Origin of the sequence: Kosakonia sp. BYX6 (assembly GCF_038449125.1) — a bacterium.
GTDB classification, from domain to species: Bacteria; Pseudomonadota; Gammaproteobacteria; order Enterobacterales; family Enterobacteriaceae; genus Kosakonia; species Kosakonia calanthes.
The window spans coordinates 2,335,121-2,359,817 of the sequence record NZ_CP151800.1; the positions used below are offsets into that span (position 1 = coordinate 2,335,121).

General features: G+C 52.9%; 21 protein-coding genes and 1 pseudogene. 10 read left to right on the forward strand and 12 right to left on the reverse strand.

The genetic code is table 11. The annotated features are described in order from the left end of the window. Positions 1-26: 26 nt before the first annotated feature. Positions 27-239 (reverse strand): annotated as a pseudogene (locus AAEY27_RS10925) (EAL domain-containing protein); the annotation flags it as partial. 878 nt (positions 240-1,117) lie between these two features. Here AAEY27_RS10925 and AAEY27_RS22425 point away from each other — a divergent pair. From AAEY27_RS22425 to dbpA, 4 genes are all read left to right on the forward strand, one after another. Beyond that, the gene (locus AAEY27_RS22425; RefSeq protein ID WP_425294676.1) at positions 1,118-1,837 is read left to right on the forward strand and encodes a methyl-accepting chemotaxis protein; all 720 of its coding nucleotides are present in this window, start codon (positions 1,118-1,120) and stop codon (positions 1,835-1,837) included. Between the two features lie 146 nt (positions 1,838-1,983). Next, a complete protein-coding gene (zntB, locus tag AAEY27_RS10935; protein ID WP_342325343.1) occupies positions 1,984-2,967 on the forward strand; it encodes a zinc transporter ZntB in 984 nt (327 codons plus the stop codon). A 275-nt stretch (positions 2,968-3,242) separates the two neighbouring features. Continuing rightward, positions 3,243-3,392 carry a hypothetical protein gene (locus AAEY27_RS10940; protein ID WP_342325344.1) on the forward strand — a complete coding sequence of 50 codons (150 nt, stop codon included), beginning with the start codon at positions 3,243-3,245 and terminating at the stop codon, positions 3,390-3,392. A 62-nt stretch (positions 3,393-3,454) separates the two neighbouring features. Beyond that, the gene (dbpA, locus tag AAEY27_RS10945) at positions 3,455-4,828 is read left to right on the forward strand and encodes an ATP-dependent RNA helicase DbpA (protein WP_342325346.1); all 1,374 of its coding nucleotides are present in this window, start codon (positions 3,455-3,457) and stop codon (positions 4,826-4,828) included. A gap of 42 nt (positions 4,829-4,870) precedes the next feature. Here the strand turns inward: dbpA and ttcA are convergent, their stop codons facing one another. From ttcA to AAEY27_RS10970, 5 genes are all read right to left on the reverse strand, one after another. After that, on the reverse strand, positions 4,871-5,806 hold the full coding sequence (gene ttcA / locus AAEY27_RS10950) for a tRNA 2-thiocytidine(32) synthetase TtcA (protein ID WP_342325348.1): 936 nt from the start codon (positions 5,804-5,806) through the stop codon (positions 4,871-4,873). Between the two features lie 134 nt (positions 5,807-5,940). Then, positions 5,941-6,153, reverse strand: coding sequence for a KTSC domain-containing protein (locus tag AAEY27_RS10955; protein WP_342325350.1), 213 nt, complete (start codon positions 6,151-6,153; stop codon positions 5,941-5,943). A gap of 124 nt (positions 6,154-6,277) precedes the next feature. Then, on the reverse strand, positions 6,278-9,802 hold the full coding sequence (gene nifJ, locus AAEY27_RS10960; protein ID WP_342325352.1) for a pyruvate:ferredoxin (flavodoxin) oxidoreductase: 3,525 nt from the start codon (positions 9,800-9,802) through the stop codon (positions 6,278-6,280). A 178-nt stretch (positions 9,803-9,980) separates the two neighbouring features. Further along, positions 9,981-10,424, reverse strand: a complete 444-nt coding sequence (locus AAEY27_RS10965; RefSeq protein WP_342325543.1) for a lysozyme inhibitor LprI family protein — start codon at positions 10,422-10,424, stop codon at positions 9,981-9,983. Next, the gene (locus AAEY27_RS10970) at positions 10,424-11,359 is read right to left on the reverse strand and encodes a peptidoglycan-binding protein (RefSeq protein ID WP_342325354.1); all 936 of its coding nucleotides are present in this window, start codon (positions 11,357-11,359) and stop codon (positions 10,424-10,426) included. Before AAEY27_RS10970 ends, AAEY27_RS10965 begins: the two co-directional genes overlap by 1 nt. 266 nt (positions 11,360-11,625) lie before the next feature. On the opposite strand from AAEY27_RS10970, the gene AAEY27_RS10975 reads away from it, so the two are divergent. Then, complete coding sequence (locus AAEY27_RS10975) at positions 11,626-11,892, forward strand: putative hemolysin (protein ID WP_342325356.1); 267 nt, start codon at positions 11,626-11,628, stop codon at positions 11,890-11,892. Here AAEY27_RS10975 and hslJ read toward each other — a convergent pair. From hslJ to AAEY27_RS10990, 3 genes are all read right to left on the reverse strand, one after another. Next, on the reverse strand, positions 11,886-12,308 hold the full coding sequence (gene hslJ / locus AAEY27_RS10980; protein ID WP_342325358.1) for a heat shock protein HslJ: 423 nt from the start codon (positions 12,306-12,308) through the stop codon (positions 11,886-11,888). The two genes, AAEY27_RS10975 and hslJ, sit on opposite strands and share 7 nt — an antisense overlap. Positions 12,309-12,421: 113 nt before the next feature. Further along, positions 12,422-13,411 carry a 2-hydroxyacid dehydrogenase gene (locus tag AAEY27_RS10985; protein ID WP_342325360.1) on the reverse strand — a complete coding sequence of 330 codons (990 nt, stop codon included), beginning with the start codon at positions 13,409-13,411 and terminating at the stop codon, positions 12,422-12,424. 134 nt (positions 13,412-13,545) lie between these two features. Then, positions 13,546-13,731 carry a hypothetical protein gene (locus tag AAEY27_RS10990; protein ID WP_342325362.1) on the reverse strand — a complete coding sequence of 62 codons (186 nt, stop codon included), beginning with the start codon at positions 13,729-13,731 and terminating at the stop codon, positions 13,546-13,548. 171 nt (positions 13,732-13,902) lie between these two features. On the opposite strand from AAEY27_RS10990, the gene AAEY27_RS10995 reads away from it, so the two are divergent. Genes AAEY27_RS10995 through AAEY27_RS11010 form a run of 4 tightly spaced genes read left to right on the forward strand, consistent with a single transcriptional unit; the run spans position 13,903 to position 17,911 of the window. After that, positions 13,903-16,542 carry a YdbH family protein gene (locus AAEY27_RS10995; protein WP_342325364.1) on the forward strand — a complete coding sequence of 880 codons (2,640 nt, stop codon included), beginning with the start codon at positions 13,903-13,905 and terminating at the stop codon, positions 16,540-16,542. Next, entirely contained in the window at positions 16,539-16,730 is a 192-nt protein-coding gene (locus AAEY27_RS11000; RefSeq protein WP_342325366.1) for a YnbE family lipoprotein, read from the forward strand. The genes AAEY27_RS10995 and AAEY27_RS11000 overlap by 4 nt, the downstream gene beginning before the upstream one ends. A gap of 7 nt (positions 16,731-16,737) precedes the next feature. After that, positions 16,738-17,061 carry a YdbL family protein gene (locus tag AAEY27_RS11005; protein ID WP_342325545.1) on the forward strand — a complete coding sequence of 108 codons (324 nt, stop codon included), beginning with the start codon at positions 16,738-16,740 and terminating at the stop codon, positions 17,059-17,061. Then, positions 17,039-17,911, forward strand: coding sequence for a lipopolysaccharide kinase InaA family protein (locus tag AAEY27_RS11010; RefSeq protein WP_342325368.1), 873 nt, complete (start codon positions 17,039-17,041; stop codon positions 17,909-17,911). Before AAEY27_RS11005 ends, AAEY27_RS11010 begins: the two co-directional genes overlap by 23 nt. Positions 17,912-17,951: 40 nt before the next feature. On the opposite strand, the gene azoR is transcribed toward AAEY27_RS11010, so the two are convergent. Next, positions 17,952-18,557 carry an FMN-dependent NADH-azoreductase gene (azoR, locus tag AAEY27_RS11015; protein WP_342325370.1) on the reverse strand — a complete coding sequence of 202 codons (606 nt, stop codon included), beginning with the start codon at positions 18,555-18,557 and terminating at the stop codon, positions 17,952-17,954. Between the two features lie 201 nt (positions 18,558-18,758). On the opposite strand from azoR, the gene hrpA reads away from it, so the two are divergent. Next, positions 18,759-22,661, forward strand: coding sequence for an ATP-dependent RNA helicase HrpA (gene hrpA, locus AAEY27_RS11020; RefSeq protein WP_342325372.1), 3,903 nt, complete (start codon positions 18,759-18,761; stop codon positions 22,659-22,661). A gap of 82 nt (positions 22,662-22,743) precedes the next feature. On the opposite strand, the gene AAEY27_RS11025 is transcribed toward hrpA, so the two are convergent. Together AAEY27_RS11025 and AAEY27_RS11030 are read right to left on the reverse strand one after the other, a co-directional pair. Next, a complete protein-coding gene (locus AAEY27_RS11025) occupies positions 22,744-23,901 on the reverse strand; it encodes a DDE-type integrase/transposase/recombinase (RefSeq protein WP_342325374.1) in 1,158 nt (385 codons plus the stop codon). A 110-nt stretch (positions 23,902-24,011) separates the two neighbouring features. Beyond that, complete coding sequence (locus tag AAEY27_RS11030) at positions 24,012-24,671, reverse strand: O-methyltransferase (RefSeq protein ID WP_342325376.1); 660 nt, start codon at positions 24,669-24,671, stop codon at positions 24,012-24,014. Between the last annotated feature and the right edge of the window lie 26 nt (positions 24,672-24,697).

The following is a 24,697-nucleotide window of genomic DNA, read 5'->3' on the forward strand; positions in this document are numbered from 1 at the left end:
CGCCAACATACCTGTGAAACCAGGCGTTATGCTGGCTTTTTATGTGACGGTTCTGAACATTCCAGTGATGAAGTGAAATCGCTTTGTTGCAGCAACGCAGAAATCTGCTCGACCGGAAGAGGGTGAGCAAACAGGAAGCCTTGCAAGAATGAGCCGCCCATATGCGTCAGCAACGCCTGTTGTTCCGGCGTTTCAATCCCTTCCGCTACTACCCGCATATTCATTGAGTGCGCAATATCAAAGTTGATAAGTAATCCTGGCACTAATTTTAGCAGCTAACCTGATGAAATTAATGGTTGTGCTGTTTTTATTATTGCCAGAGCGAATTAAATAACGGCGATATTAGTTTTATTAATCGGCTGTGGTGACAACAACGTAAATAATCGAATGATTTAAGCAATGCTAAAGTTAAATTTAGAAATTAATAAGAAAAGAGCGATTAGAAATTTCTATATGATATATTTTAGCGCGAGATGGCGAAAACTTGGTGGGATATAAGGTGTCATGCCAGTAAGAATGCATCAAGCCTGGTAATTGAGTTTACTTAAGTAAAATCTCAGAGATTTAAAAGCAAACATTATACTGCGTCAATTTAGCCGTGAAAAAGTGCATCTCAGATGCTATAACCACTCTACCGTTTCCCGGTAATTTCGCGAGTGTCATTATGTTAAGGAATATTAGTGTCAGAACATTTATTATTTTATATCTGCTTGTCTCCTTTATTATCATGGATTTGATAGTGATCGTTGTCTCAAAAAATATCACCTTGTTTGCCGCGACGAGTGCAGTTTCAATCGTATCGCTCGGGCTCTTGTGGATATATATGACGCAATATCTGGTGACGCCGATTAATACCGTGAAAAAAAGTATTGAAGAGGTTACGTCCGGTAATCTTTCTATTGTCATTCCCGAGTTTGGCAACAACTGTGCCGGTCGATTAATTCCTGGAATTAATGGTTTATCTGCCAGTATCGCCGCGTTAGTAAAAGAAATTCGTTCTTCCTCCGATACCGCTTTAGAACTTTCTGCGCAATTGGCTTCGCGCAGCGCGGACCTTTCCGTGAAAACGGAAGAGCAATCTGCCGCGCTGGTGCAAACGGCATCAAGCATGGAAGAGATGGCCTCTAGCACCAAAAACAATGCCGACAACACTCGTCTGGCAAGCACTCGCGCGAAAGACGCCACATCATGTGCATTGAAAGGCGGCGATTTAATGGGGCAGGTAGCGAAAAATATGCAATCCATTACTGATTGCGCCGATCAAATGACGGAAATCATCTCGATTATTGATGGCATCGCTTTCCAGACCAATATCCTGGCGCTTAACGCAGCAGTGGAAGCAGCCCGCGCGGGCGATCACGGAAAAGGTTTTTCCGTGGTTGCCGGTGAAGTTCGCAACCTGGCGCACCGTAGTGCGGAAGCCGCGAAAAACATTAAATCATTGATTGCCGTGACAACGGACAACGTTAATCAGGGCGCGACGGTGGTCAGCGAAGCGGAACAAAACATGCAGGAGATCGTCTCCGGCGCCAGCGTCGTCAGCAAATTGATGGATGAAATTGCCGTGACCACGTTGCAGCAGGAGAAGGGGATTTCGCAGATTACGCTGGCGTTGGCGGAACTGGAGCAAGTCACACAAAGCAACGTCACCATGGTTGATGAACTCGCCGGTTCTTCTGATGTACTGAAACATCAGGTGGAAGAGTTACAGCATCGCACGGGGAAATTCCGTCTGTCAGATGGCGCAGCGCCAGCAAGAGCGCCGTCCGATATTCGCCGCCCGCGCCTTGCGACGCCACTGGTGCGTAACCAGGAAAACTACTGGCACTCCTTCTGATTTCACCTCGCAATACAAAAAGGCTCGGGAAATCGGGTCTTATTTTTGCATTCTGCTTAAATTTGTTAGCAAATTCAGCGCGATGATTGCTTAACATTTCCATGCGACTAGACTGACATCAACACCATGTTGATTGTGGAGGCGCAGTGGAAGCCATTAAAGGAATCGATGTAAAAGTGCCGGATGCGGTTTATGCCTGGCTGCTGGACGGCAAAGGCGGCGTAAAACCGCTGGAAGACAGCGATGAAATCACCGCCCGCACGCCGTGCTGGGTACATTTGAATTACACCAACCCGGAAAGCGCCCAGTGGCTCGAATCCACGCCAGTTTTACCGAACAGCGTGCGCAACGCGTTGTCGGGTGAGAGTATGCGCCCCAGAGTGAGCCGCATGGGCGAGGGCACATTGATCACCTTGCGATGCATCAATGGCAGTACCGATGAACGCCCGGATCAATTAGTTGCCGTGCGCGTTTATATGGACGAGCGCATGATTGTTTCGACGCGACAGCGCAAAGTGCTGGCGCTGGATGATGTGGTTAGCGAGCTGGAAAACGGCTCTGGCCCGGCCGATTGCGGCGGCTGGCTGGTGGATGTGTGCGATTCGCTGACCGATCACGCCAGTGAATTTATCGAATCACTCCACGACCGCATTATCGATCTCGAAGATAATCTGCTCGACCAACAAATCCCGCCGCGTGGCATTTTGGCGCTGTTGCGAAAACAATTGATTGTCATGCGGCGTTATATGGCCCCGCAACGCGATGTGTTTGCGCGGTTGTCCAGTGAGCGCCTACCCTGGATGAGCGATGACCAACGTCGGCGCATGCAAGATATTGCCGACCGGCTTGGCCGCGGGTTGGACGAAATTGATTCTTGTATTGCACGCACCGCAGTCATGACAGATGAAATCACCCAGGTTATGCAGGAATCACTGGCGCGACGAACCTATACCATGTCACTGATGGCCATGGTTTTTCTGCCGAGTACGTTTTTGACGGGGTTGTTTGGCGTCAACCTGGGAGGTATCCCCGGCGGCGGTTGGCATTTGGGATTCTCGATTTTTTGCGTGATGTTGGCAGTGTTGATCGGCGGTGTTACCTGGTGGTTGCATCGTAGTAAATGGCTGTAAAATTTCACTTTTTTAACAAAAATTGAACATAAAAACGCCAGTTAACTTGAGCGAGGTCAATAAATAATATTCTTAGTCAGGGCAATATTTATCTCGCAGGTGAATGCAACGTCAAGCGATGGGCGTTGCGCTCCATATTGTCTTACTTCCTTTTTTGAATTACTGCATAGCACAATTGATTCGTACGACGCCGACTTAATGAGTCGGCTTTTTTTTTGCCTCTGCGCTGTGAGCTTCTACCTTTAAGAAGACACCCACCCATTGTGGAGGTAAACATGGACCATTTCACATTGCTCGATCCCGCTAATTCCTTACCGACCGATCCGATTCCGAATGATCCGGTGCCTGTTCCCGATCCTATTCCACGTCCGCAACCTTTACCGGACCCGCCACCGGATGAAGAACCGATTAAATTGTCGCGTTAAAAGGGCAGATCTGAGAGGATACGCGCCTGCTGAACCTTAGCCCTTTATCGCGAGACTATATTGTGACCGCTTTTTCAACATTGAATTCGTTGCCCGCAGCCCAGATCGAAAACCTTAACGAGCTGGGCTATCTCACTATGACACCCGTGCAGGCCGCCGCGCTTCCCGCGATTCTGGCCGGTAAAGATGTTCGCGTGCAGGCAAAAACCGGTAGCGGTAAAACAGCGGCGTTTGGCCTGGGTTTATTACAGCACATTGATGCCAGCCGTTTTCAGACGCAATCTCTGGTACTGTGTCCGACCCGTGAACTGGCAGATCAAGTTGCCAACGAACTGCGTCGCCTGGCGCGTTTTATGCCCAATATCAAAGTGCTGACGATTTGCGGCGGTCAACCTTTTGGCGCGCAGCGCGATTCGCTGCAACATGCGCCGCACATTATTGTCGCGACGCCTGGCCGTTTACTGGATCACTTGCAAAAAACCACTGTAACGCTGGAGAACCTGCAAACACTGGTGATGGATGAAGCCGATCGTATGCTTGATATGGGTTTCAGCGATGCGATCGACGAAATCATCCGTTTCGCGCCAGCCACACGCCAGACATTGCTCTTTTCCGCCACCTGGCCTGAGGCGATTGCCGCCATCAGCGGCCGTGTACAGCGCAATCCGGAAACTATCGAAATCGACACCGTCGACGATCTGCCTGCCGTTGAGCAGCAATTTTTTGAAATTTCCCGGCACGGCAAAGCAGCACTGTTACAAAAACTGCTGAGCGAGCATCGTCCGGCATCCTGCGTGGTGTTCTGTAATACCAAAAAAGATTGCCAGGAAGTGTGCGACGCGCTGAACGCCGCAGGGCAGGATGCGCTGGCGTTACACGGCGACCTGGAACAGCGCGACCGCGATCAAACGCTGGTGCGTTTTGCCAACGGCAGCACTCGCGTGTTAGTTGCGACCGATGTTGCGGCGCGCGGGCTGGATATTAAATCGCTGGAACTGGTAGTGAACTACGAGCTGGCGTGGGACCCGGAAGTGCATGTGCACCGCATCGGGCGCACCGCGCGTGCCGGTAACAGCGGTCTGGCGATCAGCCTTTGCGCGCCGGAAGAGGCACAGCGTGCCAACATTCTGTCGGAAATGCTGCAACTCAAGCTGAACTGGCTTAACGCGCCGTCGAACGTAAAAATCGTGCCGCTGGAAGCGGAAATGGCGACGCTGTGTATTGACGGTGGCAAGAAAGCCAAAATGCGCGCAGGCGATGTGCTTGGCGCGTTAACCGGCGATATGGGGCTGGATGGCGCAGATATCGGCAAGATCACTCTTCACCCGGCGCATGTTTATGTCGCGGTGCGTCAAAGCGTCGCGCGTCAGGCGTGGAAGCAATTGCAAAACGGGAAGATTAAAGGCAAGGCCAGCCGTGTGCGGTTGTTAAAATAAGAAATAAGCCGCTCTGGCGTGTTGCCAGAGCGGCTGCAAAAATTACTTCACTTCGATAACGTTCAGGCGCAGTTCATCTAACTGCGTGTCATCTTCTTCCGGTTGCCAGCCCACAGGTTGCACCGGGATCTCTTCGCGGTCAAACGCCAGATCGCCGCCGTTCACCACTTCAGAACCGTGGGTGATGCCTTTAAAATCGAACAGGTTGATATCACTAAGATGCGATGGCACCACGTTCTGCATCGCGCTGAACATGGTTTCGATGCGGCCCGGATAACGTTTATCCCAGTCGCGCAGCATATCGGCAATCACCTGGCGTTGCAGGTTAGGCTGCGAACCGCACAAGTTACACGGAATAATCGGGAAGCCTTTCGCCTCAGAGAAACGTTCAATGTCTTTCTCGCGGCAGTAAGCCAGCGGGCGGATCACAATGTGTTTGCCGTCATCGCTCATCAGTTTCGGCGGCATCCCTTTCATTTTCCCGCCATAGAACATGTTCAGGAATAAGGTTTGCAGGATGTCATCGCGATGGTGGCCGAGGGCAATTTTGGTGGCGCCAAGTTCAGTTGCGGTGCGGTACAAAATGCCGCGGCGTAGACGAGAGCAAAGTGAACAGGTGGTTTTTCCTTCCGGGATCTTTTCTTTGACGATACCGTAAGTATTCTCTTCAACAATCTTGTACTCAACGCCCAGATTCTCCAGGTACGCTGGCAGAATATGCTCCGGGAAACCCGGTTGCTTTTGATCGAGATTTACCGCTACCAGCGAAAAGTTGACCGGCGCACTCTGCTGCAGGTTGCGCAGAATTTCCAGCATGGTGTAGCTGTCTTTACCACCAGACAGGCAAACCATAATGCGGTCGCCTTCTTCAATCATATTGAAGTCGGCAATGGCTTCGCCCACGTTACGGCGCAGACGCTTTTGCAATTTGTTGAGGTTGTACTGTTCTTTTTTGCTAACTTCTTGATTTTGCGACATGAAAAAGGCTCAATTCGGGTTTTTAGCGCCAACGATACGGACACCGCTGGCAGACATACGCTATTAGGGCTGGATTGTAGCAATGATTTGCGCCGGAGGCAGGTATTTATCGCGCATGCAAGGCGAGACACTGTTCACGCTACTTTCTTTTCCGGGTATTTGCCTTTCACCACGCCGTCATAAAAGCGGCCTTTGGAAACCACAGTAAGAAACACCGAGAAAACGCGTTCAGGAACGCCATGATATTGATAGATGCTTTTGTCGTGGAAACGGATTTCAAGCGTGCGGCTGCGGTTGTCGTAACCCACTGATGCGATTCGAGAAGAGATAACAGAGTGATGCCGCATAATATTCGCTCCTTGCCGCTCGGTTTGAATTTCGATTATTAGCCAGCTTGCGGTCGGTTGTCATGCGAAATACGTGCGTTATAAAAGCCACTGGCCTGCAACCAGTGGCTTTTTTTGCGTTTACTTATTCAGCCGAGCTTTTTTCCGCTTTCCCGGCCAGCTGCGCCAGGAAGTCGTAGCGTTTTTGCAGATCGGCAGCAGCATCTTTCCACAACTGTTCAGCCACATCGGGCTGCTGGGCGTTGAGGCGACGGAAACGTTGCTCGTTAAGCAGGGTTTCCGCCAGCGCATCGGAAGGCGGGCGGGAATCCAGCGCCAGCGGGATTTTTCCTTCGTCTTCACGGCGCGGATCGTAGCGATAGAGCGGCCAGAAGCCGGTTGCGGTGAGCTGGCGCATCTGATCATGGCTGAGCGCCAGATCATAGCCGTGTTCCTCGCACGGGCTGTAAGCAATAATCAGCGACGGGCCGGGGTAGGCCTCCGCTTCCTGAATCGCTTTCACCGTCTGGTTCAACTGCGCGCCGAGCGAAATCTGCGCAACATAAACATGACCGTACATCATCATGCTGACGCCGAGATCTTTACGCGCTTTGCGCTTGCCATGCTCACCAAACTTAGTCACCGCGCCCAGTGGCGTCGCCTTCGACGCCTGGCCGCCAGTGTTGGAATAACACTGGGTATCGAGCACCAAAATGTTGACGTTTTCGGTCAGGCTCATCACATGATCCAACCCGCCAAAACCAATGTCGTACGCCCAGCCATCGCCGCCAATCAGCCAGATTGACTTCTCGACCAGCGCGTCCGCATCGGTCAGCAACTGCTGTGCACTTTCGACATTCGCCAGATGAGTACGCAGCTCGGCAACCTGATCACGACGCACTTCCGGCGTGGCATCGCTATGCAACGCCGTATTCAGTTCCGCCGGAATCTGGTCGGCGAACTGATCGACCAGGCGCATCACGCGCTGGCGATGCTGGTCGACACTCAGGCGGAAGCCGAGACCAAATTCCGCGTTATCTTCAAACAGAGAATTCGCCCACGCCGGGCCACGACCGTTGGCATCCGTGGTGTAGGGCGTCGACGGCAAGTTACCGCCATAAATCGACGAACAACCGGTAGCATTGGCAATCATCATGCGGTCGCCATACAACTGCGTCAGCAGCTTGATATACGGCGTTTCGCCGCAGCCGGAACAGGCGCCGGAGTATTCAAACAGAGGGGTAATCAGCTGTGAAGTACGAATATCGATGCGTTCCAGTTGACTGCGGTCAATCTCCGGCAGGTCGAGGAAGAAGTCATAATTCACTTTCTCCTCTTCCACATGTTCAAGGCGCGACATCATATTGATGGCCTTGATCTCCGGGTTCTGGCGATCTTTCGCTGGGCACACTTCGACGCACAGGTTACAACCGGTGCAATCTTCCGGCGCAACCTGCAAGACATATTTTTGCCCGCGCATATCACGGGATTTCACATCCAGCGAATGCAGGCTGGACGGCGCGTTTTCCATCGCGTCGGGGGAGACCACTTTCGCGCGGATCGCCGAATGCGGGCAAGCCGCCACGCAATGGTTGCACTGGGTGCAAAGCGCTTCCTTCCAGATCGGGATCGCTTCGGCGATATTGCGTTTTTCCCAACGCGTGGTGCCAACCGGCCAGGTGCCGTCCGGCGGGAGTGCGGAAACGGGCAGGGCATCGCCAAGCCCGGCCAGCATGGCTGCGGTCACGGTTTTGACGAAATCCGGCGCGGCATCGGAGACGACCGGCGGGCGGTGGGCGCTCTGCGGGTCAACCGCTTCTAACGGCACTTCAAACAGCGATTCTCGCGCCAGCGCTAGCGCCTGCCAGTTGCGCTCAACCAGCTCCTGGCCTTTGCTGCTGTAGCTTTTCGCAATCGCACCCTGTAACGCAATCAGCGCGCTGTCGCCCGGCAACACATTGGTCAGATGGAAAAACGCCATCTGCATTACCGTGTTGATACGCGCCGCCAGGCCGCATTCGCGGGCGATTTTCGCCGCGTTAACCACATAAAAACGGGCTTTTTTCTGGTTCAGTACCGCCTGAACTTCCTGTGGCAAGCGCGACCACACTTCGTCGGGGCTGTAAGGGGTGTTGAGCAGGAAAATGCCGCCTGGCTTCAGGCGCTCGGCCATCTGGTATTTATCAATAAACTGCAACTGGTGGCAGCCGACAAAATCCGCTTGCGACACCAGGTAGGCGGAGTTAATCGGCTTTTCGCTGACGCGCAGGTGTGAAACCGTCAGCCCGCCGGCCTTTTTCGAGTCATAGACAAAGTAACCCTGCGCGTACCACGGCGTTGAGTTGCCGATAATTTTGATGTTGTTCTTGGTGGCGGAAACGCTGCCGTCACTGCCCAGCCCGTAAAACAGCGCTTCCAGCTTGGCCTGCGTTGGCAGGGTATTTTCCGGCAGCGGCAATGAGAGGTTGGTCACGTCATCATAAATACCGACGGTAAAGCGTGGTTTTGGCTTCGCGGCGCGCAATTCGTTAAATACTGCCAGTACGCATTCAGGGCCGAACTCTTTGGACGATAAACCATAGCGTCCACCGATCACGCGCGGCAGGGTTTCGCGCTCGCCATGATTAAAGGCTTCCGCCAGTGCGGTCATCACATCCAGATAAAGTGGTTCCGCCGGTGCGCCCGGTTCTTTGGTGCGATCGAGCACTGCCACGGTACGCGCGCTTTCAGGTAATACCGAGAGCAGATGCGCCGCACTGAACGGGCGATAAAGCCGCACTTTCAACACGCCGACTTTTTCCCCGCGCGTCAGTAATTCATCAACCACTTCTTCGCAGGTGCCGATGGCAGAACCCATCAACACAATCACGCGATCTGCCTGCGGGTGGCCGTAATATTCAAACGGTTTGTACTGGCGCCCGGTGGCAGCGGCGAAATCATCCATTGCCTGATCAACGTGGCTGTAAACTGCGTCGTACCACGGGTTGGTGGCTTCGCGGGACTGGAAGTAGGTGTCCGGATTGGCAGACGTGCCGCGGATCACCGGATGTTCCGGGTTCAATGCGCGCGCACGATGTTCATCTATTTCCTGCTGTGGGAGCAGGGCGCGGATAGTGTCATCCGCCAGCGGCATGATTTTGTTGATCTCGTGAGAGGTGCGAAAACCATCGAAAAAGTGAATAAATGGTACCCGGCTTTTGAGGGTCGCAATGTGCGAAATCAGCGCGAAATCCTGCGCTTCCTGCACGCTACTGGCGCAGAGCATGGCACAGCCTGTCTGGCGAACGGCCATTACATCCGAGTGGTCGCCAAAGATCGATAACGCGTGAGTGGCAACGGTACGCGCTGCGACATGCAGCACAAACGGCGTTAACTGACCGGCCAGTTTGTAGAGCGTTGGGATCATCAGCAGCAAACCCTGCGATGAAGTGAATGAAGTGGACAGCGCACCGGTCTGCAACGCCCCGTGTACTGCGGCGATCGCGCCTGCTTCAGATTGCATTTCCACCACGCGAGGAATATCGCCCCAGACGTTTTTCAAGCCGTTTCCGGCCCAGGCATCCGCCTGTTCCGCCATCGTCGAACTTGGGGTAATCGGATAAATGGCGATAACTTCACTGGTGCGGAACGCAACTGATGCGACCGCGCCATTACCGTCAGTAGTGATCATATGGCACCTTGCATTGCTCAAAAGAGGGGGCTCGTGAAACTGCGGCGAGTCCTGTAATTATCCCTACATTTTAGCAAACAGCCCGCCGCGCAATTTTCGCTTTTGTGTCCTGAGGCATAACTCTAATCAATGAATTGCAAATTAATTTGCCTGGTTTGCGGTATGGAAGGCAAAGAATTCATTCTAGATTCTTCAACTGAATCATCTTTATTTCGCTAATACGTCGCTTGTTCATATTGATGTTGCAACCTACAGATGAGGCTCCGAGAAAGTGAGTACCTTGAGAGCCTGTGGTGGCAACATTGCAGTAATCATTTCTGTATGTGAGCCATTCTGCTTGGTTTTTTTTGAACGCCTCAATCATGGTGGATTTGCGATTTTTATCGCCCATCCACCATTGCGTATAATCGAAAGCCTCCATTGCTTTTAGCTTTTTGTTATACACCTGATTGAGTTCGTCTTCTGTTTTATCGTTGAGGTCTTCCAGACATTCACTGCTGTTTTCGCCATATTTTTCCAGGCAGGTTTTCACTTCTTTATTCGTCGTGATATCGAGAGTTTGTGCGGCAAGTGAAGCGTGATATGCCAGCAACAGGGAGAGAACGATCGCCGATTTTTTCATCACTGCAAATTCCTTACTCTTATGTTTGTTCTTCTTGAGTCACGAGACAAATTGCTATCACTGCGTAGATAGTCGATGACCTCTTGCCTGCCACCGCCCTCAGCCATGATTTTGACCATCTTACGTGCAGTTATATTGCCTTGAAAAAGGGTATCAATAAAAGAATCCCTAATTGCTGGGTCTAAACTGTTCCACGCGAGAGCATTGATTATTCTTAAACGTCGTACCTGACGGCTATAAACACCTTTTGAATATTCGATTTTTTCGCGATAGGAAATTTCGAAGAGCCGTATTTGCTGTTGATGTGTAATTTCACCTACAAAAGGACCATAAACTCCGACGAACTGACTGGCCTCGCGATTTTTAAGCCCGGCCGCTTTCGCACATAACTGCGCTTTGTATTCCTCAATTCCTGCTTGTCGGAGTGTGGACAGAATTTCGCCTGAACTGCGGCTTCCCATATCATATCCTCTGCCCAGAGTAACTCCGGATCCGCCAACTTCCGGCCAATGAAGAATTCTGGAAAAAAAGGGATAGCTGTTTTGTCTGAAGGGTGCAACTGCGGTGATATAGTCGGAACCTTCGGCATCAAATGTCATTTGTCCGATACTTACCTGGAGTGGTCCGCTGACATTTTTGGGCCTCCAGTGAGGGGTCGAGGCTTCTTCAAGTGCCTGCATAAACCATATATCAGTTGCATTGATCAAACCTGACGGCGATAAATTCAATAATCTTTGATACCAGCGTATTGCTTCAATGGTATCAATATTGCAGTTACCGGTCGGATAGATGTGCCTCCCCGTGGCAACGGCGTATCCGGCATCAATAAGTTGCTGTTGGACAATTTTGACTTCTTTAGGATTATTTGTGCCGCAATCTCCTACAGAAGATGTCAGCCTGAATATCATGGGAGCGTATTGCTGGATGCGTTTCATTTGACTCTCCTTTGTCAACGTTCATCAAATTGCCATTGGCAATGCGATATTTTTCCCCGCGTATAATATCGTGCTCGTTTGCTGATATCTGATAAAAGCTGTGGATTTTAGAATTGGCTCACACCGCCATCGTATCCTTTCATGACAAATAAGAAAAATCGCAAATAAATGTGTCCAAACTGCATAAAGATGACTTTCAGCCCTCGACGTATTGCGCTGTGCTGCCTATGATGCTTGGGTTTCGCTTTTTTTGAGGGGAAGAGAGAATGCGTTCAGCGTTTTGGGTAGGATGTGCCGCTTTGTTGCTGTCGGCTTGCAGCAATGAACCCGTTCAGCAGGCAACCGCCGCACATGTCGCGCCGGGATTAAGAGCCGCGATGTCGAGTGGTGGGCAGGCAAATTGCGCAATGGTTGGCGGTTCGGCGTCGGTGGCTCGCCAGCTTGATGGTTCGATGGTGGGCATGTGCGCGCTACCCAATGGCAAACGATGTAGTGAACAGTCGCTTGCCACCGGAAGCTGTGGCAGTTACTGACTCTGCGTTACACGTTTATAAATTAGCGTCTGTGTCGCCGTCGCCAGCGTTAGCTGATTGTCGGTCAGGTCGACCTGCGCTCCTTCGCTGAGCATCGCGTTAATGGTGTGATCCAACGCGTTACGCTGCGGATCGGCACACATCATCATGGTCATGCCCATGTTTTTCACGGTTAATTCGCCGTCGGAAAGTTTTCCCTGGCCCATGAAGCTGTTGCACATTCTGCCTGCTACGCGCAGATCTTTATCGAAACTGATTTCGGGTGCTTTATCGTCCGCCGCAACAGCCTGACCGTTAAATGTCGTTAATACAAAACGCTGATTCTCCAGTTGCTCCGATTTAAGCAATACGGTGCGGGAGCTGACGCAACCAGAAAGCACCACGCTCAACGCAACCAAAGTCATAATCTTCTTCATCTCGTCCTCTAAGGGCTTTTCCATCAATACGGTGGGGATTGTACCAAGTGAAACCGCAGTGTCATTGCGGGTTTATCTTAAAGAGTTCCCCTGCGAACAGGGGTACCGGGGGATCAGGCCAGCGCGTTCGGGCAGCTTTCTCCGTCGCGTAACTGACGCAAGTTTTCCAGCGTAGTTTCAGAAATACTGGTTAACGCCTCGGCGGTCAGGAAGGCCTGGTGCCCTGTAAACAGCACGTTATGGCAGGCCGACAGACGGCGGAAAACATCATCCTGAATCACATCGTTGGATTTATCTTCAAAGAACAAATCACGCTCGTTCTCATACACATCCATACCAAGCGCGCCGATTTTCTGCGTTTTCAACGCTTCAATGGCGGCCTGCGAATCAATCAATCCGCCACGACTGGTGTTAATGATCATCACGCCATCTTTCATCTGTTCAAACGCGCTGCGATTGAGTAAATGGAAGTTTTCCGGCGTCAGCGGGCAATGCAGGGAGATAACATCGGACTGCGAAAACAGCGTTTGCAGATCGACATACTCAACGCCCAGTTCCAGCGCAGCCGCGCTCGGGTAAGGATCGAACGCCAGCAAACGCATACCGAATCCTTTCAAAATTCGTAACGCAGCAATGCCGATTTTACCGGTACCGATCACCCCGGCGGTTTTGCCGTACATGGTGAAACCGGTCAGCCCTTCGAGTGAGAAGTTGGCATCACGGGTGCGCTGATAAGCGCGGTGAATACGGCGGTTCAATGTCATCATCATGCCAATGGCATGTTCCGCCACGGCTTCAGGCGAGTAAGCCGGAACGCGGACCACGTGCAGCCCCAGCTCTTTTGCTGCATCTAGATCGACGTTATTGAAACCGGCGCAGCGCAGGGCGATGAATTTCACGCCAAGCTTCTTCAATTCTTCGAGAACCGGACGGCTGCCATCGTCGTTAACGAAGAGACAAACCGCCTCACAACCGTTTGCGGTTTTCGCCGTTTTTTCGGTTAATAGGAAGTCGAAAAATTCAAGATCGAAGCCAAAGATCTCGTTTACCTGCTGCAAATACTTTTTATCGTATTGCTTTGTGCTGTATATCGCGAGTTTCATAAGACTTTCTCCAATGATTTTCTGCCCATATTATCACGTTTTAAAATTATTCTGTAAACGTTCAAATCCAGTTGATAAATATGGGGTTGGTGAATGCTTCCAATTTCAGTATATCTGCTGATGAGCTATTGATCTCAGCGCAGTTGCCGCAGTGCGCCTCTGGCGCTCCAGCAGATGGCGATAGCAATCAATACGCTGATAATCCAGGGGATTTTTGAATCATGAAAGTAGTGCGCACTCAGGTAATCACCAAAGGTAAAACAGGTGAAAACGGTCGCGCCGGTAAACCAGCCACGTATCAGGGAACCTCTCGTAAACATTCATTACATCCATAAGTTAATGATAATAAAGCACTCTTTTTACACACTACTGTAAATGCAGCAGCCGGACTATGATTAAGACGGTTCGCGCCTTCTAAGGGGCGTCTTAACATGTAACAATAACCGCCAGAACCGGCTCAATCACATGCAAAATCAGGATATTAGCTGCCCATGAAGGGTAAATACAAAGCCGCCATCGCACTGGTTTTATTGTTCATTCTGCTGCCGCTCACGCTGCTGATGACCCTTGCGCAATGGGTGCCGACATTGGCGGGCATCTGGCTTCCTGCGGGTACACGCATTGCAATGGACGAAAGCCCGCGTCTCACACGGCACGCATTGCGTATCCCCGATCTGCGTTATCTGGTTGACAATTGCACACTGGCATACGTCAAGAATGCCGAACTGACCCATCCCAGCCGCTGGCGGCTTCACATTGACGCGCTGGATATTAACACCGCTTGTTTCAATAAACTGTCGCAAAGTGAAACAGCCTCTTCTACACCACGCACACTCGCCGAATGGCAAGCGTTGCTGCCTTATAGCTGGCTCACCGTCGATCGCTTAACGGTTTCGCCCTGGAAAACCTGGGAAGGCACGCTGTCACTGGCGCTAACGCCCACCGTTCAGGAACTGACATACAGCGGCGAGCGCGTCGAGCTGAATGCCCGTTTGCGCGGCCAGGCGCTGAGTGTCAGCCGCATGTCGCTGCGTCTTTTTGATGATCAACCTCCGTTCACTCTGGGTGGCGAATTTACGCTGCCGAACATCCCTAATGGTGTGCCGGTGAACGGCCATATGGAGAGCACGCTAACCCTGCCGCAGCAGCCCGGCGTGGTGGATGTCGACCTCGACTGGCGTGATAACGAAGGGCAACTGATTGTGATGGCGCGCGACCAGGGCGATCCGCTGTTGGATCTCCCCTGGCAAATTACGCCGCAGCAACTCACCCTCAGCGATGGGCGCTGGAACTGGCCTTATCAAGGTTTCCCGCTAAGTGGGCGAGTGGGGTTAAAAGTTGAAAACTGGCAGAACGGTTTGGAAAACGCGTTAGTCAGCGGTCGGCTCAACGTCCTGACGCAGGGCGACGCCGGAAAAGGTAACGCCGTGTTGACGATCGGGCCGGGGCGGATCAGCGCAACAAACAACGACATGCCATTGCAATTGACTGGCGAAGCCAAACAGGGCGATCTGGTGTTTTATGCGGTGCTGCCCGCACAGCTCACTGGCAGCGTTGACGATCCGCAACTGGCGTTTACTCCCGGCGCGCTGTTGCGCTCGCGCGGCAGGGTGATTGATTCACTGAATATTGATGAAGTGCGCTGGCCGCTGGCGGGCGTCAAACTTACCCAGCGGGGAATTGACGGGCGCTTACAGGCGATTTTGCGTGCCCACGAAAATGCGACGGGTGATTTTCTCCTGCATCTGGATGGGCAGGCGCAGGATTTCCTGCCGGATAACGGTTTATGGCGCTGGCGCTACTGGGGCGATGGCCATTTTACGCCGATGCATGCTCGCTGGGACGTGGCCGGGCGCGGGGAGTGGCGCGACAACACCATTACGCTGACGGATCTGTCGACCGGTTTCGACCAACTGCAATACGGCACCATGCGCATGACTACACCAAGGTTGGTGCTGGATGCGCCCGTGCAGTGGGTGCGTGATAAAAACAATCCGCAATTTAACGGCGCGTTAACGCTGGATGCCGGACAAACCACCTTTAGCGGCGGCAGCGTGTTGCCGGCTTCAACGCTGCAATTCAGCGTGGATGGCAGCGAACCGACACGCTTCCAGTTCAAGGGCTCTCTAAGTGCTGATGCGATTGGCCCAATACGGGTGAATGGCCGCTGGGATGGCGAGCGTCTGCGCGGCCGGGCGTGGTGGCCGCAACAATCATTGATGGTGTTTCAACCATTGATCCCGCCGGACTGGAAAATGAAGCTGCTTGATGGTTCGTTGTACGCGCAAATCGCGTTTTCAGCCGCCGCCGATCAGGGCTTTGAGGCGGGCGGGCATGGTGTGCTGAAAAGTGGCAGTGTCTGGACGCCGGACAACCAAATTCACGGCGTGGATTTCATCCTGCCATTCCGTTACCGCGACGCCACCTGGCAATTGGGCACGCGCCGGCCGGTATCGCTGCGTATCGGCGAAATTGTGAACCAGGTAACGGCCAAAAATATCAGCGCAGATTTGCAAGGCGCCTGGCCATGGAGCGAGGGCAATCCGCTAACATTAAGTGATGTCAGCGTCGATATGCTGGGCGGCAAAGTGACCATGCAGCAGTTGCGCCTGCCGCAGCGCGATCCGGCGTTACTGCGTTTAAGCCATATTGAATCCAGTGAAGTGATCAGTGCCGTGAACCCGAAGCAGTTTGCACTTTCCGGAGCGTTTGACGGTGCCTTGCCGCTGTGGCTGGATAACCCGCAATGGATAATTAAAGACGGCTGGTTGCATAACCCAGGCCCAATGACGCTGCGTATGGACAAAGACACCGCCGATGCGGTGGTGAAAGATAATCTGGCGGCTGGCGCGGCGATTAACTGGCTACGCTATATGGAAATTTCCCGCTCATGGACAAAGATAGATCTGGATAACCTTGGCGTGTTAAATATGCGCGCCAACCTAACCGGCACCAGTTTTGTGGATGGAAAAAGCAGTACCGTTAATTTGAACTATACCCATCAGGAGAACGTGTTCACCTTATGGCGCAGTTTACGTTTTGGCGACAATTTGCAGTCATGGCTTGAGCAAAATGCGGCGCTACCTGAAGCCCGTTGCGCGAAGGGCAAGTCGTGCGAGGAAAAAAAATGAGAACCCTGAAAGCTGTGCCAGGCATGCTGATGGCGACCCTGCTTGTCGCCTGTACGCCGCGTATTGAAGTAGCGGCGCCGAAAGAGCCGATAACCATCAATATGAATGTGAAAATTGAGCACGAAATCCATATCAAAGTCGATAAAGATGTGGAAACCCTGCTGAAATCCCGCAGCGATCTGTTCTGAGGCGATGATGAAAAAACGAGTTGTAATGGCGCTGCTGGCTTTAAGCCTGGTCAGCGCAACCGCTCAGGCGCTGACGCTTGACGAAGCCCGCACTCAAGGACGCGTAGGGGAAACATTAAACGGGTTTATCGCACCGATAAGTCACGATCAAGAAACATTAGCACTGGTCGAACGCATCAACAAAGCGCGCACCGAAAGCTACCAACAACTGGCTGACCGCAACAACATCCCCGTTGATGACGTGGCGAAAATGGCGGGGCAGAAACTGGTCGAACGCGCCAAACCCGGTGAACATGTGCAGGGCATTAATGGCAAGTGGCTGCGCAAATAATGCCTTGAAACATCTGAAAGCGGCGAGAACAAAGGGCGATCATCGCTACGATCAAAAGGTGCCATTGCCCGGAGATAACGCCTATGTACGCCTACAAAAAAACGGCCCGCGAACCCCCGCTTTTCAGGAGGCCGCTGAGCAAGAATCAGAAAATTTTGCCTCGCCCAGACGAGGTTCCTCTCTTCGCGATGAATTAAAGAAGCTCCCTTCTTTATTTAAAAGAAGAGAGCCTCAGGTGGAAGGTGGGGCAAAACCCGAAGCGGAAGGCAGTTATCGTAGACCTGAAAACCTTATCGCGACGGGATCGATCGGCAGTGTTTACCAGTACGGCAATGACTACGTCATGAAAGATTACAGCGGGGTCGTTGAACCCGGGATGAAAGGGAGGTTGATTAAAGCGCAGAACAACACTGCGGCTTTCAATCGCTATTACGGTCAGGGAAGCGCCAGCATGATGATGCGAGAGACGGCGAATCCCTTGCAGAAAGCGGTATCCGTAAAACTGAAAAGAATTAAAGGCGAACCGTTAGCTGCTATCCTCGCCACGAAAAACATCGCGCTTGCACAGAAGGCGCTGGAAAGTTTGTCCCGCAGCGATGTTGCCGCAGAGCTAGTCAAAAAACTGGAGATGCTCGGCATTGAACATATGGATATTAATGCCGCTAATATTTTGTACGATCCGCAAAGCGAAGAGTTTAATTTGATCGATTTTGACGACGCCAATATTAATAAGCCAGGCGAGCCATTAAATGAGTTCGCTGTGGAGCAACTGGTGAAGAAGATGGCTGTTGTTTTTCGTGTCTTCAGGCGGGAGGTCGAAGAGATGAGAAGCGCGATGGCTCAGCAATAACCAGTTCCCCCTCTCCCGGAAAAGAGAGAGGGGGAAAATCTTACGCCGCAACGACGCTGTCGATTGCCGCTTTTGCATCGGTCTGCGCTTTGGTCGCCACTTCCGGACCGTAAGCGATACCTTCTGCAAACACGAAGTTCACATCAGTGATACCGATAAAACCGAGGAACAGTTTCAGGTACGGCGCGACCAGGTCAGACGGGGTGTCTTTGTGAATACCGCCGCGGCTGGAGAGGATCACCGCGCGTTTGCCTTTCACCAGACCTTCCGGGCCGTTTTCGGTGTAACGGAAGGTGACGCCAGCGCGTGCAACCAGGTCGAAGTAGTTCTTCAGCTGCGTCGGGATGTTGAAGTTGTACATCGGGGCATTAATCACGATCACGTCATGCGCTTGCAGTTCAGCAATCAGTTCATCAGACAGCGCCAGCGCTTCTTGCTGACGCGGCGTCAACGGCGCATCGCTCGGGCGCAGCGCGCCAACTAATTCGCCATCCAGGACCGGTACCGGGTTAGCGGCCAGATCGCGCACGGTGATTTGGTCACCAGCGTGCTTTTCGCTCCATTGTTCAACGAAATAATCGGCCAGTTGAGAAGACTGTGAATACCCTGCCAGAATGCTGGATTTAAGAACTAAAACTTTACCCATCAGGTGTTTCCTTTGTTGTATTTGCTCTGGGTTGCCCCGTAATTGCGTGACACTTTATTCACAATCTTGCGACATGAATAGCGCAATATATCGATTCCTATGTTCGAATTTCTTGAACAAGAAAAGGATTATCGCGATGTGTTATTCTTCGGCCATTGCGAACTTAAGAAGTTTCCCGGCAGTGCTCTGCCCGATAAATCTATGACTGAACAATATAAATTAACCATCTCCGAACTCTATACGCAGCTCGATAACCTGATGTTGCGCGACCGGCAACGCTTCGCGCGCCGTTTGCAGGGCTGCAAGAAAGTTAAAAATCCTGAATCTCAGCAGGCGCTTTTACAACAGATCGCGCAGGAAGCAGCACAAGCCGCTGAAAAAGTGACGCTGCGCGAAGCGTCGCGCCCGACGATTGATTACCCGGAAAACCTGCCAGTCAGCCAGAAAAAACAGGCCATTCTTGAAGCCGTGCGTGATAACCAGGTGGTTATCGTCGCCGGGGAAACCGGCTCCGGTAAAACCACACAGTTGCCGAAAATCTGCATGGAACTGGGGCGCGGAATCAAAGGGCTGATTGGTCACACCCAACCACGCCGTCTGGCGGCGCGTACTGTGGCAAACCGTATTGCCGAAGAACTGAAAACCGAGCCGGGTGGCTGTATCGGTTACAAAGTGCGTTTTAGCGATCACGTCAGCGATAACACCATGGTCAAACTGATGACTGACGGTATTTTGCTGGCAGAAATCCAGCAGGACCGGCTGCTGATGCAGTACGACACCCTCATTATTGATGAAGCGCACGAACGCAGCCTGAACATCGATTTCCTGCTCGGTTACCTGCGCGAGTTGCTACCGCGCCGCCCGGATCTCAAAATCATCATCACGTCCGCGACCATCGACCCGGAACGTTTTTCCCGCCATTTCAATAATGCGCCAATCATCGAAGTTTCAGGCCGGACGTACCCGGTGGAAATGCGTTATCGCCCGATTGTCGAAGAAGCGGACGATACTGAACGCGATCAATTGCAGGCCATTTTTGATGCCGTGGATGAGCTGGGACGTGAAAGCGCGGGCGATATTCTGATCTTTATGAGCGGCGAACGCGAAATCCGCGATACAGCAGACGCATTGAGCAAACGCGATTTGCGCCATACCGAAATCCTGCCGCTGTATGCGCGTTTATCCAACAGCGATCAAAACCGCGTATTTCAGGCGCACAGTGGGCGGCGCATCGTGCTGGCCACTAACGTCGCGGAAACCTCGCTCACCGTTCCGGGCATTAAATATGTGATTGACCCCGGCACGGCACGAATCAGCCGCTACAGCTACCGTACCAAAGTGCAGCGTTTGCCGATTGAGCCGGTATCGCAAGCCTCGGCGAACCAACGTAAAGGGCGCTGTGGTCGCGTATCGGAAGGGATCTGTATCCGTCTTTATTCGGAAGATGACTTCCTCTCGCGCCCGGAATTTACCGACCCGGAAATTCTGCGCACCAATCTCGCATCGGTCATTTTGCAAATGACGGCGCTGGGGCTGGGCGATATCGCCGCGTTTCCGTTTGTCGAAGCGCCGGATAAACGCAATATCCAGGACGGCGTGCGTCTGTTGGAAGAGCTTGGCGCGATCACCACTGATGAGCAGCAGAGCGCCTACAAATTGACGCCGCTGGGCCGCCAGCTATCGCAACTACCGGTCGATCCACGTCTGGCGCGCATGGTGCTGGAAGCGCAAAAACATGGCTGCGTGCGCGAAGCGATGATCATCACCTCGGCGCTCTCTATTCAGGATCCGCGTGAACGGCCGCTGGATAAAAAACAGGCCTCGGACGAGAAACATCAGCGCTTCCACGATAAAGAGTCCGACTTCCTCGCTTTTGTGAACCTGTGGAACTACCTCGGCGAGCAGCAAAAAGCGCTCTCGTCGAACCAGTTCCGCCGCCAGTGTCGGCTGGAGTATCTGAACTATTTGCGCGTACGCGAATGGCAAGATATCTACACTCAGTTGCGCCAGGTGGTGAAAGAGTTGGGCATTCCGGTCAACAGTGAACCGGCGGAATACCGCGAAATTCATATCGCGCTGTTAACCGGTTTGCTGTCGCATATCGGTATGAAAGACGCTGATAAACAAGAGTTTACCGGTGCACGCAATGCCCGTTTCGCCATTTTCCCCGGTTCCGGCTTATTCAAAAAGCCGCCGAAATGGACGATGGTTGCCGAACTGGTGGAAACCAGCCGGTTATGGGGGCGCATTGCCGCGCGTATTGATCCCGAGTGGGTGGAGCCCGTCGCGCAACATCTGATCAAGCGTTCTTACAGCGAGCCGCATTGGGAGCGGGCGCAGGGCGCGGTGATGGCGACAGAAAAAGTCACCGTTTATGGGCTGCCGATTGTCGCGGCACGTAAAGTGAATTACAGCCAGATCGATCCGGCGCTGAGCCGCGAGTTGTTTATCCGCCATGCGCTGGTGGAGGGTGACTGGCAAACGCGCCATGCGTTCTTCCGCGAAAACCTGAAACTGCGCGCAGAAGTGGAAGAACTGGAGCATAAATCGCGGCGCCGCGACATTCTGGTCGACGATGAAACCTTGTTTGAATTTTACGATCAGCGCATCAGCCATGAAGTGGTTTCCGCGCGCCATTTTGATAACTGGTGGAAAAAGGCCAGCCGCGAAACGCCGGACTTGCTCAACTTCGAAAAGAGCATGTTGATCAAAGAGGGCGCGGAAAACGTCAGCAAGCTCGATTACCCGAACTTCTGGCATCAGGGCAACCTGAAACTGCGCCTGAGCTACCAGTTTGAACCCGGTACCGATGCCGATGGCGTGACCGTGCATATTCCGTTGCCATTGCTCAACCAGGTGGAAGAGAGCGGTTTCGAGTGGCAAATTCCCGGTCTACGCCGCGAACTGGTGATTGCGTTAATCAAATCGCTGCCCAAACCGGCGCGCCGCAATTTTGTGCCTGCGCCGAATTACGCCGAAGCGTTTCTTGGCCGCGTCACGCCGCTGGAAATGCCGCTGCTGGATGCGCTGGAGCGCGAGTTGCGCCGCATGACGGGTGTTACCGTGGATCGCGATGACTGGCATTGGGAACAGGTGCCCGATCATCTGAAAATCTCCTTTCGCGTGGTGGATGACAAAAACAAAAAGCTGCTCGAAGGACGTTCGCTCAGCGAATTGAAAGAGCAACTGAAAGGCAAGGTACAAGAAACCTTATCTGCGGTGGCCGACGACGGTATTGAGCAAAGTGGGTTGCATCTCTGGAGTTTCGGCACCCTTGCAGAAAGTTACGAGCAAAAACGCGGCAACTATAAGGTGAAAGCCTGGCCAGCGCTGGTTGATGAACGTGACAGTGTCGCGATCAAGCTGTTTGATAATCCGCAGGAGCAGCAACAGGCGATGTGGCGCGGTATCCGCCGTTTGCTGCTGTTAAACATTCCGTCGCCGATAAAATATCTGCACGAAAAACTGCCGAACAAAGCCAAACTCGGTCTCTACTTTAACCCCTACGGCAAAGTGCTGGATCTGATTGATGACTGCATCTCGTGCGGCGTCGATAAGCTGATCGACGAAGCGGGTGGGCCGGTGTGGACGGAAGAAGGTTTTGCCGCGCTGCATGAGAAAGTGCGCGCCGAGTTGAACGAAACGGTGGTGCAGATTGCTAAACAGGTCGAGCAGATCCTGACGGCGGTGTTCACTATCAACAAACGCCTGAAAGGGCGCGTGGATATGACCATGGCGCTGGGGCTGTCGGACATCAAAGCGCAAATGAGCGGGCTGGTGTATCGCGGTTTTGTCACCGGCAACGGTTTCCGTCGTCTTGGCGACACGCTGCGTTATCTGCAGGCGATTGAGAAGCGGCTGGAGAAACTGGCGGTCGATCCGCACCGCGATCGCGCGCAGATGCTGAAAGTCGAGCAGACGCAGCAGGCGTGGCAGCAGTGGTTGAACAAGTTGCCGCCCGCGCGGCGCGAAGATGAAGACGTGAAAGAGATTCGCTGGATGATCGAGGAGCTGCGCGTCAGTTATTTCGCGCAGCAACTCGGAACACCGTATCCGATCTCCGATAAACGGATTTTGCAGGCCATGGAACAGATTAGCGCGTAATGTTTTGCCATTGCCCGGTGGCGCTTCTGTATGACCGGATACATAGGTGACAGATCAGACCGGGAACACAGGTAACACTTTTCTAATCTATCCGGACCACACTCTGGGTTTTCCGGTCGTAGTAAGCAAGTGTTATTCCATTGAAGATGATGGCTTCCAGGCCATCATCTTGTTCCTCCAGCATGATGTGCTCCCCTGTCAGTGCTTCACTCAGGAACACCGTACCCTTTTTACCCATAAACAGTGTTCCTCTCGACTTCACTTTATGGACTGTCGCACCTGACGGATAAACGTACTCCGGTACCCTGCCATCCCACTGCCGTTGCGACGGTTTCCACACGGTCCCGGGAGTTACCCCACACAGCGCTTCATGCGGTCTTTCATGATTAAACTCTTCCCGGTAATCGCTGAACCAGTGCTGCTGCTCTTCCATCGTCATGAACGTATTGCCACATTCCAGCGCCCGTTTTAGTGAACGGTGCATGCGCTCATGGCGGCCATTTTCTTCCGGATGCCCCTTTCTGATACGCTCCGGTCTGACACCCAGTTTTATCAGCCAGACCGCCAGCCGACTTAACCCGGCGATACCTGTTCCGGCAAAAGGCTGCCCGTTATCTGTCCGGAGCACGTCCGGCAGGCCATACTCCATGAACGCATCCGTCAGGCACGCTCTGACAAACGGTTCACTCTCCCGGTCTGTTGCCCGGCAGCTCAGGAGATACCTGCTGTGATTATCCGTCAGCGTGAAGGGATGGCAGTATTCCTGGCTCAGCATCCTGAACCTGCCTTTAAAATCCGCGCTCCAGACCTGGTTGTTCTCACTGATGGTGGTCAGCGGCTGGCGGTTGCCCGGCGTTCTGCGTCTGCGCTTTTTATCCGGGACCAGGCCTTCGCGCTTGAGGATATCGCCGATAGTGCTGGCTGCCGGTACGGTAAAATCAACCCCATGATTGAGGCACCACATCCTCAGTTTTTTAGGGCCCCAGTCAGGATGTTTATGTCGCAGGGCGATCAGATGGCTGGCGATATCATCCGGGACCGCCCGGGAATGAGAACGGGGAGCGCGTGAGCGATCAGCGAGAGAAGAAAGGTCGGAAGGGTCGAATCGTTCAAGCCATTTATAGCCGGTTTTGCGGCTGATGCCGAAGAGGCGACACAGAGCTGAAAAGGAGTCCGTACCTGCATGGCAGGCACGGACAAAATCAAGGCGTTGCATAGGTCGGGTCTCAGTCCAGGGCATAGGGAGTCTCCTCTTCTATGCCAGTTAAAACTGTTACCCATGTATCCGGTCTAAAGTGTTACCCATGTTTCCGGTTCATACCCTTCGCTTACCGGGCCTACAAAATCGCATCACGCGTTTACCCATGCCAGGGTAAACCCATCCCAACCTTTCACGCCGACGGTTTGCATTGCCGTCGCTGTAAGGCGCGGGTCGGCGCCGATCATCTCAATAAACTTACGCACCCCTTGCACGCTGGTATCGGTGGTCACCGGGTTGGTCACCTCACCGCTGCGCACCACGTTATCACCAATGATCAACGTACCGGGACGTGAATAATGCAGCGCCCACTTCAGGTAATTGGGGTTGTTGGGCTTATCGGCATCAATAAAAATCAAATCAAAAGGCGGGCGGTCGCCGAGATTTTCCAGCGTATCCAGCGCCGGGCCTTCCGCGACGGTAACTAACCGATTAACCCCGGCAAGGTGTAAGTTTTCGCGGGCAATCGCCGCGTGTAACGGATCGGCTTCCAGCGTCAACAACTCGCCATTAGAGGGTAATTCACGCGCCATCCACAGCGTGCTGTACCCGCCCAATGTGCCAATTTCAAGAATGCGCTTTGCCCGTACCATGCGGACAAACAGGGCCAATAACTGCCCCTGCGTGGGGGAAACATCAACGCCCGGAAGCCCGGCGCGCCGGTTATTCGCCAGTATTTGCGTCAGGATTTCATCTTCCGGAATCAGATTTTGCTCTAAGTATTCATCAACCGCGGACCACTTCTGCTGCATAGCATCACTCCTGGTTTTGTCATCAC

Bases quoted from the DNA above. Each gene is read 5' to 3' on its own strand.
- AAEY27_RS22425 (WP_425294676.1), top strand. From the start codon at position 1,118: ATGGCCTCTAGCACCAAAAACAATGCCGACAACACTCGTCTGGCAAGC.
- AAEY27_RS10940 (WP_342325344.1), top strand. From the start codon at position 3,243: ATGGACCATTTCACATTGCTCGATCCCGCTAATTCCTTACCGACCGAT.
- ttcA (WP_342325348.1), bottom strand. From the start codon at position 5,806: ATGTCGCAAAATCAAGAAGTTAGCAAAAAAGAACAGTACAACCTCAAC.
- AAEY27_RS10955 (WP_342325350.1), bottom strand. From the start codon at position 6,153: ATGCGGCATCACTCTGTTATCTCTTCTCGAATCGCATCAGTGGGTTAC.
- nifJ (WP_342325352.1), bottom strand. From the start codon at position 9,802: ATGATCACTACTGACGGTAATGGCGCGGTCGCATCAGTTGCGTTCCGC.
- AAEY27_RS10965 (WP_342325543.1), bottom strand. From the start codon at position 10,424: ATGAAAAAATCGGCGATCGTTCTCTCCCTGTTGCTGGCATATCACGCT.
- AAEY27_RS10970 (WP_342325354.1), bottom strand. From the start codon at position 11,359: ATGAAACGCATCCAGCAATACGCTCCCATGATATTCAGGCTGACATCT.
- AAEY27_RS10975 (WP_342325356.1), top strand. From the start codon at position 11,626: ATGCGTTCAGCGTTTTGGGTAGGATGTGCCGCTTTGTTGCTGTCGGCT.
- hslJ (WP_342325358.1), bottom strand. From the start codon at position 12,308: ATGAAGAAGATTATGACTTTGGTTGCGTTGAGCGTGGTGCTTTCTGGT.
- AAEY27_RS10985 (WP_342325360.1), bottom strand. From the start codon at position 13,411: ATGAAACTCGCGATATACAGCACAAAGCAATACGATAAAAAGTATTTG.
- AAEY27_RS10990 (WP_342325362.1), bottom strand. From the start codon at position 13,731: ATGTTTACGAGAGGTTCCCTGATACGTGGCTGGTTTACCGGCGCGACC.
- AAEY27_RS10995 (WP_342325364.1), top strand. From the start codon at position 13,903: ATGAAGGGTAAATACAAAGCCGCCATCGCACTGGTTTTATTGTTCATT.
- AAEY27_RS11000 (WP_342325366.1), top strand. From the start codon at position 16,539: ATGAGAACCCTGAAAGCTGTGCCAGGCATGCTGATGGCGACCCTGCTT.
- AAEY27_RS11005 (WP_342325545.1), top strand. From the start codon at position 16,738: ATGAAAAAACGAGTTGTAATGGCGCTGCTGGCTTTAAGCCTGGTCAGC.
- AAEY27_RS11010 (WP_342325368.1), top strand. From the start codon at position 17,039: ATGGCAAGTGGCTGCGCAAATAATGCCTTGAAACATCTGAAAGCGGCG.
- azoR (WP_342325370.1), bottom strand. From the start codon at position 18,557: ATGGGTAAAGTTTTAGTTCTTAAATCCAGCATTCTGGCAGGGTATTCA.
- hrpA (WP_342325372.1), top strand. From the start codon at position 18,759: ATGACTGAACAATATAAATTAACCATCTCCGAACTCTATACGCAGCTC.
- AAEY27_RS11025 (WP_342325374.1), bottom strand. From the start codon at position 23,901: ATGCCCTGGACTGAGACCCGACCTATGCAACGCCTTGATTTTGTCCGT.
- AAEY27_RS11030 (WP_342325376.1), bottom strand. From the start codon at position 24,671: ATGCAGCAGAAGTGGTCCGCGGTTGATGAATACTTAGAGCAAAATCTG.